The sequence below is a fragment of the Bdellovibrio sp. ZFWA1 genome (assembly GCF_056175665.1).
Map to the genome: position 1 here is coordinate 529,356 of NZ_JBJKJH010000002.1, position 12,117 is coordinate 541,472.

10 protein-coding genes are annotated in these 12,117 nt (G+C 44.3%); 8 read left to right on the forward strand and 2 right to left on the reverse strand.

Annotation, left to right across the window (positions count from 1 at the left end):
- Window positions 1-11 precede the first annotated feature (11 nt).
- Both AC04MN_RS12000 and AC04MN_RS12005 read right to left on the reverse strand, forming a co-directional pair.
- Window positions 12-1,136 carry a hypothetical protein gene (locus tag AC04MN_RS12000; protein WP_475383441.1) on the reverse strand — a complete coding sequence of 375 codons (1,125 nt, stop codon included), beginning with the start codon at window positions 1,134-1,136 and terminating at the stop codon, window positions 12-14.
- A complete protein-coding gene (locus tag AC04MN_RS12005; RefSeq protein ID WP_475383442.1) occupies window positions 1,133-1,738 on the reverse strand; it encodes a cob(I)yrinic acid a,c-diamide adenosyltransferase in 606 nt (201 codons plus the stop codon). The genes AC04MN_RS12000 and AC04MN_RS12005 overlap by 4 nt, the downstream gene beginning before the upstream one ends.
- 66 nt (window positions 1,739-1,804) lie before the next feature.
- On the opposite strand from AC04MN_RS12005, the gene AC04MN_RS12010 reads away from it, so the two are divergent.
- The 8 genes from AC04MN_RS12010 (at window position 1,805) to AC04MN_RS12045 (ending at window position 12,116) form a co-directional block, all read left to right on the forward strand.
- Window positions 1,805-2,608, forward strand: coding sequence for an N-formylglutamate amidohydrolase (locus tag AC04MN_RS12010; protein WP_475383443.1), 804 nt, complete (start codon window positions 1,805-1,807; stop codon window positions 2,606-2,608).
- A gap of 77 nt (window positions 2,609-2,685) precedes the next feature.
- Window positions 2,686-4,062, forward strand: a complete 1,377-nt coding sequence (locus AC04MN_RS12015) for a cytochrome c biogenesis ResB family protein (protein ID WP_475383444.1) — start codon at window positions 2,686-2,688, stop codon at window positions 4,060-4,062.
- Window positions 4,062-5,711, forward strand: a complete 1,650-nt coding sequence (locus AC04MN_RS12020) for a cytochrome c biogenesis protein (RefSeq protein WP_475383445.1) — start codon at window positions 4,062-4,064, stop codon at window positions 5,709-5,711. The genes AC04MN_RS12015 and AC04MN_RS12020 overlap by 1 nt, the downstream gene beginning before the upstream one ends.
- Window positions 5,712-5,970: 259 nt before the next feature.
- Window positions 5,971-6,513 (forward strand): cytochrome c3 family protein, encoded by a 543-nt coding sequence (locus tag AC04MN_RS12025; RefSeq protein WP_475383447.1) that lies wholly within the window; start codon window positions 5,971-5,973, stop codon window positions 6,511-6,513.
- Between the two features lie 15 nt (window positions 6,514-6,528).
- Window positions 6,529-9,666, forward strand: a complete 3,138-nt coding sequence (locus tag AC04MN_RS12030) for a TAT-variant-translocated molybdopterin oxidoreductase (protein ID WP_475383448.1) — start codon at window positions 6,529-6,531, stop codon at window positions 9,664-9,666.
- Entirely contained in the window at window positions 9,663-11,024 is a 1,362-nt protein-coding gene (gene nrfD, locus AC04MN_RS12035; protein WP_475383449.1) for an NrfD/PsrC family molybdoenzyme membrane anchor subunit, read from the forward strand. Before AC04MN_RS12030 ends, nrfD begins: the two co-directional genes overlap by 4 nt.
- Window positions 11,024-11,551 carry a DUF3341 domain-containing protein gene (locus AC04MN_RS12040; RefSeq protein WP_475383450.1) on the forward strand — a complete coding sequence of 176 codons (528 nt, stop codon included), beginning with the start codon at window positions 11,024-11,026 and terminating at the stop codon, window positions 11,549-11,551. Before nrfD ends, AC04MN_RS12040 begins: the two co-directional genes overlap by 1 nt.
- Window position 11,552: 1 nt before the next feature.
- Window positions 11,553-12,116 carry a c-type cytochrome gene (locus AC04MN_RS12045; RefSeq protein ID WP_475383451.1) on the forward strand — a complete coding sequence of 188 codons (564 nt, stop codon included), beginning with the start codon at window positions 11,553-11,555 and terminating at the stop codon, window positions 12,114-12,116.
- Window position 12,117: the final 1 nt, after the last annotated feature.

Here is a 12,117-nt window from a genome sequence, read left to right on the forward strand (position 1 = left end):
CAAACTGATCCTTATAAAAAGAATGGCTCTACTTCACAGGTGCGTTCGTTGCGTGGGTGAAGGAAGGCTGGTGGTTCTTGATCCGGCGGAAGTACTAAGTATATTCCATATGGAATTTGAGTGTGAATCCAATGCGCCGGAGGTCGAAGATAGTGATCAGCCCGCATTTGGTTGTAAACTAAAAATTCGTTGGGTTGACTATTATTCCAGGCTGAAAAAATAAGGCTTTCAAAAATATCTGCATTGTCTGCATGAAGAAAGTTTAAATATCTAAATTTAAAGCTGTCTTCCATTGGAAGGCGATGCGCTGGCTTGGTAATAGATCGAGTCCAGCCCAATAGCTCCCCAAATTTTAGAAATTGCCGAAAATTGTGGCCGCGCATATTGTACTCGACCGGGATTAATTCTTGAACCCCTTGACTGCTCCAAGGCGCCACACAGCCAACGATGTTGTCCTCTTTGTCCATTGCAATCAAAAAATCGCTTAAGTTTAAGTTCTCCCAGCGCTCTAGTTTGTCTTCGAAGCTCGAGGCGTCCCAAACTGTCGCCAATTCTTTTTGTCTCGATTTTTGAGAGATATAATAAATCAACGCATCTTTGTGATGGTCTTGTGCATGTTTGATTCTAAGATGAGGCAAGGGATTTTCTGCCCATGGAAATTTACCATGAATACTTACCATATTGAAGCGACGAAATAGATAATATCGGGGCAGAAGTCGTCGACTGGGACGAGGTCGAATAAATGCGTTGAGTGCCTGCAGATCATTTTGACTAATCATCGAAAACATATATTTGCAGTTAAACTGTTTGAAGATCTCTTCTAAAACTGGCAGGTAGTGCTTGTGCCACTCGAGGACCGTTTGGCGGTTATTGGAAATCCTAAGGTCCCGGCCGAAGCAAACGGTTTTAACTTTTCCATCAAGAATGACGTCACGAACGACAAACGAGGCTGTTCCTTCGATTTTACGTTCTTGTTCGAAAATGTAGGTGAGATGTTGTTCACCATGGATTTCGTAAGGAAGGAAATAGTTCTGACAGCGGTCCACTTTGAGGTCGACCTGTCCTGGGCGCAGAAATTCTTTGTGAAATTGAACCAGCTGAGCCGAATCTTCGGGGGTGGCAATACGTAGGCTCATTCGCCCTTCTTCCATGTGGTTTCGGGCTGTTGCATTTTGAAGTTTACCCACCGAGAGACGACAAAAAGATAATCGCTAAGTCTATTTAAAAACTGAAGCGGAAGTTCGTACCGGGAGTCTTTGACCATGATTTCCGCAGATCTGCGCTCTGCTCGTCGGCAAGCAGTACGGGCCATATGAAGAGCCGCTGCCACTTTGTGGCCTCCGGGTAAGATAAACTGGCGAAGTTCAGGAAGTTCTACCGACCAAACATCAATCATTTTTTCGATGCGCTCGACATTGTTGGGCGTGATTTGTGGAAGCATTTTTAGAACTTCTTCTTTGTCGCAGGCCAATAGACTGCCAACGTCAAAAAGCTTATTTTGAATCCACTCGAGCTCGTCATTAAGGTTTTGCAAATCCTTAAACGGGGCGGCTTCGGACCGACACCAGCCTATCACTGAATTAAGTTCGTCGACGCAGCCATAAGCTTCGACGCGGGGGTTGAATTTTTCTACACACGAGCCGTCGACAAGACGAGTTGTACCTTTATCGCCTGTGCGAGTATAGATTTTGGCTTTCGGTGCCGAGCTTGAGTCGTGGCTGTTATTCGATGTTGTCATTTTCAACCCTTTGCTTTTATAGTTTCGAGTAAGAAGCTTTGTTATGTCAATATGATCGGAGTTCTCATGGCAGATAATTTTCTAATTACTATTCCTCATTCGGGTGAAAAGGTCCCACCGCAGACTCCGTGGCTTCAAAACTTACCGGAAGAGATCCTGATGTGTGACGTGGATCGGTTTGTGGATAGACTTTATCAACCCACTATCGACAAATTAAAAATTCGTTCGGTAAAAACCCAATGGCATCGCTACGCCGCCGATTTGAACAGAGTACCAGCTGATATTGACAGCACTTCGGTGATCGGGAATACAAATCCTGCAGGGATGCACAATCGAGGGTTTCATTGGGTAGTAACTACCTACAATCATCCCTTGATGCCAGAGCCGATGTCGCTGGCCAATCATGAAGAGTTGGTTGGAATGATTTATGATCCTTTCCATCAGGAAATCCGAGAAAATTACGAGTCTATGAAAAGAAATGGTGCGAAAAAGATTTTTCATTTAGATGCCCACTCTATGCCTAGCTTGGGAACCAAAATGCATCGTGACCCAGGCGAGTTGCGGGCAGACATCGTTGTGAGTGATTGCAAGGGGACAAGTTGTGACCCGCGATTTAAAGATTTAGTGATTGCGGCCTACTGTACCGCTGGATTTAAAGTAGGTTATAACTGGCCTTATTTTGGCGGAAGAGTGACGGAACAATATGGGGCGCCGAATTCAGGGCATCATGCGCTTCAGGTAGAGATGAATCGGGCTCTTTATATGGATGAAAAAACCAAGCAGCTTAATTTAGAGGCATCTTCTGCTGTTCAACAAAAAATCGAAAAGGCTGTTGAATATATTGTCTCTAATCTGCATCACCTTTCCTGACGCGCATAATTAATTGAGAGGGGAGTCCCCGGCTTTATCTAGCCAAAAGCAAAGAGCTTGGATAAAACTTGGGGTCGATGAAAAAAATCATAAAACCCCTGGCCTCGTTGAAGTTAGCTGTCTTTATTATAATTGCCATTGCCACATTGACTGCAGTGGGAACTTTCGTTGAATCAAAGTATGATGCTTTCGCTGCAAAAAAATTAGTTTACGACACCCCCTGGATGTTTGGGGTGATGTGTTTGCTTGCCATCAACTTGATCGCAGTGATGGTGGATCGTTGGCCTTGGAAAAGACGACATGCAGCCTTTGTACTAGCTCACGTTGGAATTATAATTTTGATGTGCGGACAGTGGGTGACATCGAATTTTGGTCTTGATGGCAGCCTTCGCATTGGCATTGGTGAAAAAGGCAGATACGTCCAAGTTCCTCAGACAGATTTGACGGTTTATTCCTCTTTTGATGGTGATCGTTACAGCAAAACTTTAGAACAGGAAGTTGATTTCTTTATGAAACCGCCTTCTGTTGAAAAACCATTTTCAGTAATGACGATGGATGGAAGTATCGACATTATTGGCTACGAAAAATATGTCATCCCGTCGCGCCAGGTGGTTGCGGTAGATAAAGGGAATTATGGTCCGGCGATTCGCTTTCAAATAGAAAGTGCGATGTTTAACGTTATCGAGTGGTTGGTGCAGAGAAAACCCGGCACGCCAGCCGTTCAAAACTTTGGACCTGCGACATTGCATTTAGGAACGGAAGTCCCTGCAGAGGGGCGAGGTGTGAACGAGATTTTTCTGAATGTCACCGATGATGGTAAGGTTCGATACGCCGTTTTTCACAAAGATCAAAAGAAAGTTTTTTTAACTGGAGTTGTGCCTGAAGGGGGCGTGTTTGAGCCAGGATGGATGGGTTCCAAAGTGCGTGTTTTACGCTACCTTCCTAAGGCTAAAGATGATTGGGAAATCAAGCCTGTTCCGCGGCCAAGTCCGTTAACGACAGCCGCAATTAAAGTGAAATTCAAAGGTTCAGAACAGTGGGTTTTGCAAAATGATATGGTGAAATTTTTCACGGATCAAGGTGCCTATCTTTTGACGTGGGCGAATCGCAGAATCGATCTTGGTTTTGACTTGAAATTAGATCATTTCGATGTGACTCGATATCAAGGTACGATGCGAGCCATGGCCTATAAGAGTATCGTCGAGACACCCGAAGGGGCGACTCAAGAAATCTCGATGAACGAACCGCTCAAGTACAAAGGGTTGACCATTTATCAATCCAGCTTTCAAGAGGAAAACGGCAAGCCCGTTGCTTCTATTTTTTCAGTCAATCATGATCCCGGCCGTTTTTGGAAGTACCTAGGCTCACTCGTGATGACCGTGGGAATCATATTGTTGTTTTATTTTAAAACTTTGGATTTTAAAGCGCTCAAAAAGAAAGATAAGGGGCACTAATGTTTACGAAAATTCTTTCAATTTTAATGGTGGTTTTCGCCTCGGTTGCTGTTCATGCCGAACCGGGTGATGGATTAAAATATCTTCCGGTGCAGGATGCTGGGCGAATCAAGCCTTTTGATACATTTGGGAAAGAAGTTTTAGAGATCGTCTATGGAAAGACCCAATACGAGGGACGGGCTGGTTATGAGATAGTTATGACTTGGATGCTGTCTCCGCAATCTTGGTCTGAGAAGGCGATTTTTGAAGTGCGCAATCACCAAGTATTAGAGGCGTTGAAGTTGCCTAAAGAGCGTCGCCATTTCACGGGTGCAGAGGTTTTTGGATCTGATCGGTTTACTCTTTTAAGGCAAGAGCTAGCGGCAAAACGTGAAAGCAAAGAAAAGCTTGATCCCTACTTCCAGGCTCTGCAGCGTTTAGAAAATCAGTATTTAATCTTTAATGAGGTGGCTTCTGGAAATATGATGAAAGTCATCCCCCCTGGTGCGGAACAGGGCTCTGCTTGGTTGGCGGTTGCGGATTTAAAGGATGGAGCTCAAGCTTCGTTTTTAGAGCTAACAAAAGCTTTCGTGACTCATATTGGCGCTGTTGGCGAAGGAAAATCAAAAGAAGATTTGAAAACGACCGGAGAGGCTCTTGATGCCAAGGTAAAAGCATTTGAAGATGTGGCGAAGTCTGCGAATCCTGAGGTCTATCCTTCGGGACAGAAGATTTCATTAGAAGTTCATTACAACGATCTTCATCCTTTTCGGTTGTCGTATATTTTGTATTGTATCGCCGCTTTGATTTTGTTGTTCGTGTGGACCACCGACAAAGGTTCGTTGATGAAGTTTGCCTGGATATTTATGGTCCTTGGTTTTTTGGTTCACACATATGGATTTGCGTTGCGAGTCTATTTGATGGATCGCGCTCCGGTTACAAATATGTATGAAACGGTGGTTTGGGTTTCATGGGGTGTTGTCGTTTTCGCGGCGATCCTCGAGATAATATATAAATTCCGCTTTACTTTGATGGCAGGCTCATTGGTTGGACTTTTCTCGATGATCGTTGCGGATTATGCTCCGGCGGTTCTCGATCCAAGTCTTCAGCCGTTAGAGCCCGTGCTTCGCTCGAACTATTGGTTGGTTGTACACGTGATGACGATCACTATTAGTTATGCCGCTTTCTTTTTGGCGTTTGGGTTAAGCGATTTGGGTCTTATTTACTTCTTGCGTGGTGAAGAGAAGCATAAAGAAAAAATCAAAGCCATTGTGACTGCTGTGTATCGCTCCATGCAAATTGGTGTGGTCTTTTTAGCGCCGGGAATTATCCTTGGTGGTATTTGGGCGGACTACTCTTGGGGGCGCTTTTGGGGATGGGATCCAAAAGAGACTTGGGCTTTGATCGCGCTTTTGGGGTATCTAGCAGTCCTGCATGCCCGATTAGCAGGTCTTCTTAAAAACTTTGGTATGGTTGCAACCGGGGTCATTACGTTTAGTTTGGTCATCATGGCTTGGTATGGTGTAAACTTTGTGCTCGGCGCAGGCTTGCATTCGTACGGTTTCGGCGCAGGCGGTGTCGAGTATGTTTCTGCTTTCGTCGTTTTGCATATTCTATTTGTGATATACGTGGCCGTGGTTCGAAAGAGTCGTTTAGGTCATGAAGGTTGATTCGCGGCTTTAGGCGGCGCATCAATTAGTGATGTGACAAAGTTGGAGTTGTGAGGGTGAAAATGAATCTCAACAACTCCATTTTTGTTTAAAAAACTAGCAGACGAAAAATGAAATTCGTCAGCATTATCAAAATGTTTGCAAAAAGATAGTGGACAACAGGACTAAGGCCTATTTAAAGTAGAAGGCATCTTAAAAGAAGTATTGGCAGCATTGCGTCTTCAGCAGACGTGGAACTTATTTCGTTTAAAGGAAAGGTATGCACCGCAGATTATTCAAAACTATAGCAGCAAAAGGAAGCGCAATCCTGATCGCTCTTTTCACAGTGACCACTTTGACGGGTTGCTGGTGGGATTTCGGTCTTGGTTACAACAAGGGGTATTCTCCTGAACAACCAATTCCGTTCGATCACTCATTGCACGTGGGAACTCACAATATTCAGTGTCAGTACTGCCACAACCAAGTGGAAAGAACAAAGCACGCGAATATTCCATCTCTACAAACATGTATGAATTGTCACATGCAAGTAGCCACAGATAAGCCAAACATTCAAAAAATGCGTGAGCTTTACGATGCTGGCAAATCAGTTGAGTGGGTGCGTGTGCATATGTTGCCTGACTTCGTACACTTTAATCACAATGCGCATATCGCGAAGGGTGTGAATTGCCAAACTTGCCACGGTCAAATCGAGACTATGAAGCAAGTAAAACAACACTCGACATTGTCAATGGGCTGGTGTGTGAACTGTCACCGCGAAAGCCAAAACAATGCCCCTTTAAACTGCTCAACTTGTCACTACTAATAAAGGATTTTGTAAATGTCTGAAATCCATAATGATCATGATCAAAATGAATTAGAAGCAAAGAAAGCGCTTCGACCTCAAATCGAGCGCGATAACAAGTACTGGTTAAGTCTTGAGCAATGGAAAAATGATCCAGAGTTCATGAAACTTGCGGAAACTGAGTTTCAAAGTTCTCCTCTTCGCGAAGGAAGCGATAAGGAAGAAGGCTGGGCTCGTCGTGAGTTCTTAAAATTGATGGGAGCTTCTGTAGCATTGTCTGCAGCAGGTTGTATCCGTCGTCCAGTTCAAAAAATCGTTCCTTATAACCAACAACCAGAAGAAGTGACTTTAGGTATTCCTAACTATTACTCTTCGGCTTATTTCGATGGTTCTGAAGGTTACGGAGTTCTTGTTAAGACTCGCGAAGGACGTCCAATTAAGATCGAAGCAAACCCTTCTCACCCAGTAAACCAAGGTGGATTGAGTGCGCGTGGACAAGCATCTTTGCTTTCTCTATACGATCCAGAAAGACTTCAAGGTCCTAAGCGCAATCTTTTCAATGAAAAGAAATCCAACAAAGAAACTGTTGGTGTAAAATGGGAAGACCTTGATAATAAAGTTTTTGAACAATTGAACAAAGGTGGAGTCGTTGTTCTTACGGGAGCAGTGAGCTCTCCTTCGACTCGTGCTGTGATCGGTGATTTCTCTCAAGCATTTGGCGCTAAGCACGTTGTTTGGGAAGCTTTCGCTCACGAAGATGTTCAGGCTGGTCAAAAAGCTGCTTACGGTGACTCTTTAGTTCCTCAGTATCGCTTTGATAAGGCAAAAATGATTGTCTCTGTTGATGCGGACTTCTTGGGAACATGGATCTCTCCAACGACATTCACTAAGCAATTTGCTTTGGGTCGTAAAGATATCAAAAACATGTCTCGTCTGGTTTCTTTTGATTCTACTTACTCTTTAACGGGTGCAAACGCTGATATCCGCATGAGAATCAAACCTTCATTGCAGCTTGATGTTGTAATGGGTCTTCTTCATGAAATCATCGTGACGAAAGGTCTGTCTTCATACGCTGGAAATGCGTCTGTTAAGGCGACGTTAGAGCCATTTGCAGGCGTTGCTAAGAAATTGGGTATTGAAACTGCTTTGTTTGCGAAAGTGGCTGAAGATCTTTGGGCAAACAAAGGTGCATCACTAGTAGTAGCTGGTGGTTTGGCCACTCAAACTGAAAAATCTTTGGAATTGCAAGTTGCTGTTAACTTCTTGAACTCGGTTCTAGAAAACGACGGCGCGACTGTAGAGCATAAAGCGGCAGTTCCTGGTTTGACAGCATCTAACTCTGCAATGATGTCTTTGGTTCAAGATATGAAGGATGGCAAAGTTCAATCTTTGATCATTCATAGAGTAAATCCTGGATATGTATTGCCTGAGTCTGTTGGCTTTGTTGAAGCTTTGAAAAAAGTGAAAATGGTCATCTACACTGGCGATCGTATCGATGAGACAGGCCTTCATGCAGATTATATCACTCCTGATAACCATGCTCTTGAGACATGGAACGATGCTGAGATTGCGAAAGGTGTTTACACTATCGCTCAGCCGGCAATTCGTCCAATGTACGATACTCGTAGCTTCCAATTGTCATTGATGACTTGGGCTTACCTTGCAAATAAAGGTCCTAAGCGTCTTTTGGATTATGAATCCTTCTATGACTATATGAGAAACTACTGGAAGACGGAACTTCACTCTTCATTGGGTAAAGGCCAAGGCTTCGAAGATTTCTGGCAAGCGACTCTTCAGTCGGGTGCGGCAGGAAACTTCGGTGCAAGCTCATCGGCTCGCTCATTCAAGATCGATGCATTCACTTCTATCAAGCCAGCTAAGGCCTCTAGCGGTTTTGAGATTGCACTTTATAGCAAAATCGGAATCGGTGATGGTACTTTGGCGAACGTAGCTTGGTTGCAAGAACTTCCAGATCCTGTAACTAAAATTGTTTGGGATAACTATGTCATGGTTTCTTTGGCGACGGCTGAAAAGCACGGTCTTAAAGAAGCGACAGTTGTCGAATTGAAAGTTGGAGATAAAACTCTTGAACTTCCAGTTCATATCCAACCAGGTCTTCATGACGATGTTCTAGCGGTTGCTGTTGGTTATGGTCGTACTCGCGCAGGTAAAGTTGCTGATGGTATCGGTAAAAATGCTTTCGCATTGATGACTGTTAAGTCTGGCGCGTTGTTAGCAGCAGGAATGACAGCTTCATTCACGAAGACTTCTAAAAAATATCAACTTGCATGTACTCAAGGTCATCATTCGATGGAAGGTCGTAAGATCGTCATCGAATCGACGTTGAAGGATTACATGAAAGACCAAACGGCTGGAAAGCCTCATGCTCACATTTGGAATATTTGGTCTGGTCATCAGTACAATGGTCACAAATGGGGTATGGCAGTCGACTTGAACAGCTGTACAGGTTGTTCAGCTTGCGTAACTGCATGTCAGTCTGAAAACAACATCCATGTTGTAGGTAAGCAGTATGTGATCGAAGGCCGTGAAATGCACTGGATCCGTATTGACCGCTATTACAATGGAACTCCAGAAAATCCAGAAACGGTTTTCCAACCTGTTATGTGTCAACATTGTGACAATGCTCCTTGTGAAACTGTGTGTCCAGTAATGGCAACGGTTCACTCTTCAGAGGGCTTGAACGACATGGTTTACAACCGTTGTGTTGGTACTCGTTACTGTGCGAACAACTGTCCATACAAAGTACGTCGCTTTAACTGGTTTAACTTCGCGAAGAAGATCGAAAAGCCACTTCATATGGCATTGAACCCATCAGTGGGTGTTCGTACTCGCGGTGTGATGGAAAAGTGTACGTTCTGTGTTCAGCGTATCCAAGATGCGAAAACGAAAGTTCGTAATGAAAATCGTCGTTTGCAAGATGGCGATGTGAAGACAGCATGTCAAACAAGCTGCCCAACTGACGCAATCGTATTTGGTGACTTGAATGATAAATCTAGCAAAGTAGCGAAGTTGTTCTCTGAAGAACCTCGTTCATACGCTCTTCTTGAAGAGTGGCATGCGGCTCCTTCAGTTCGATACCAAGCTAAGATTCGCAACAATGATAAAACGGCTGCTTCTGATAAAAAAGAAGCTAACAAAGGTGAGCACGCATGATGAAGCGCAATAAACTCGTTCTTGGTAACAAGACGTTAAAAGATATCACTGATGATATTTGTGCTCCTACAGAACGTATGCCTTCCAAGGGTTGGGTGGCAATGTTCCTTGGAGCGAAGACTCTTCTATTGGCCTATCTTGGTGTCCTTGCGACAGTAGTAGGTGTGGGGATTGGTCTTCTTGGGGTCAACAGTCCAGTTGCTTGGGGTACGATGATCGTGACCTTCGTTTTCTGGGTTGGTATCGGTCACGCGGGAACTTTGATTTCTGCGATCCTTTTCTTATTCCGTCAAAAATGGAGAACTTCGGTGGCTCGTACTGCCGAAGCAATGACAGTCTTCGCGGTTATGACTGCGGGTCTGTTTCCGTTGCTTCACACGGGCCGTCCTTGGTTGGATTTCTGGTTGTTCCCATATCCGAACCAACGTGGTCCATTATGGGTTAACTTCCGTTCACCACTTCTTTGGGACGTTTTCGCGGTTTCTACATACGCGACTGTTTCAATGGTGTTCTGGTACATCGGCTTGATCCCTGACTTTGCAACTATGAAAGACCGTGCGAAGAATAAAATTCGCCGTGCAGTTTATGGAGCCTTGTCATTGGGTTGGAGAGGGACTGCGAAAAACTGGTCACACTATGAAATGTTGTACTTGATCCTTGCAGGTCTTTCGACTCCGCTAGTTCTTTCGGTTCACACGATCGTCTCTTTTGACTTCGCGGTTTCTGGTCTTCCAGGATGGCACACGACGATCTTCCCTCCATACTTCATCGCAGGTGCGATCTTCTCGGGTTTTGCGATGGTTGTAACTTTGATGACTTTGATTCGTATCGGCTGGCCGGTATACAAAGACTATATCACTGACGATCATATGGAAGTGATGAACAAAATCATCATGTGTACTGGTATGATGGTTGGTTACGCTTACGCTTCTGAGTTCTTTATTGCTTGGTACTCGGGCAACCCATACGAAAGATTCGTTTTCGTTAACCGCGCTTTCGGTCCTTACGGATGGTCATACTGGATCATGGTTACTTGTAACGTTATTATTCCACAAGTGTTCTGGTTCAAGAGCATGCGTCGTAATACGGCAGTTATGTTCATCGTTTCGATCTTCGTTAACATTGGTATGTGGTTCGAGCGTTTCGTTATCACAGTGACTTCTTTGCACAGAGACTTCTTGCCTTCAAGCTGGGGTATGTATGCGTGGTCATGGTTTGATACCGGTGTTCTTGTTGGATCTTTCGGTATGTTCTTAACTCTATTCCTTCTTTACCTTCGTCTTTTCCCTGCGATCTCTATCGCTGAAGTGAAGCCTGTAATGAATGTGGGTTATGATGATAAAGGAGGGCACCACTAATGTCTCAACGTAAAATTGGCGGTATCGCCGGAATTTTCACTGAAGAGCATCAAGTTTTAGCGGCAGCTCGCAAAGTGAATGAAATGGGTTTTTCTAAGTTTGAAGCGATCTCTCCATACCCAATTCACGGTATGGAAGAGGCTTGTGGAATTAAGCGCTCTTGGTTGCCATACGTTACTTTTGTGGCGGGTGCGACAGGGTTAACAGCGGGCTTGCTACTTACCTGGTATACGTCTGCAGTTAACTGGGCGGTGAATGTCGGTGGTAAACCGTTTTTCTCGTTGCCTGCGTTCATTCCAATATTGTTTGAATTGACTGTCTTGTTTGCAGCTTTGGCTTCAGTGGGAGCACTTTTCTACGCATGTAAAATGCCAAAAATTGATCCTCCAGTGATTGATGCCGATTTAAGCTCGCACAAATTTGCGGTCTATGTACCAAGTAACGACAACGGCTACGATGAAGCTAAACTCGAGAAGATTTTCCGTGATAACGGAGCTTCAGAAGTGAAGAAAGTGGCGGAGTACTAAGATGAAATCAGCAGTATATATTGTCATTGCAATGTTGGCTTCTTCGTTGGTGGCTTGTGGTCCTTCAGGCAACAAGCCAAACGTAGAGATCATTCAAGATATGATGGAGAGCCCGGCGATCAAGGCTCAAGAGTATGAAGAAGAAGCACCAGATCACCGTGGAATGAGAGTTCCACCAGAGGGTACTGTGCCTGTTGGATTCACTCCATATCGTTTTAAAACAGATGTTGAGGCGGCTAAGGCCAATCCAAACCCACTTGCGGGTCAAATGGATCCAGAGACTCTGTTTGTTGGTCAAAAATTTTACACAACAAACTGTGCAGTTTGCCACGGCCAAAAAGGTCTTGGTGGTGTTGAGGAGAAAATCACTGTTGCTGACAAAATGGCTTTGAAACCACCTTCATTGGTGTCTGAAAAAGTGCGTGGTCTTACAGATGGTCACATCTATCATATTATTACAGCGGGACAGGGTGTGATGGGTCCATACAATCACCACATTCCACAGAAGTACCGTTGGCAGGTTGTTAATTATATCCGCTTCTTACAAAAAGAAGCTGGAAAGTAAG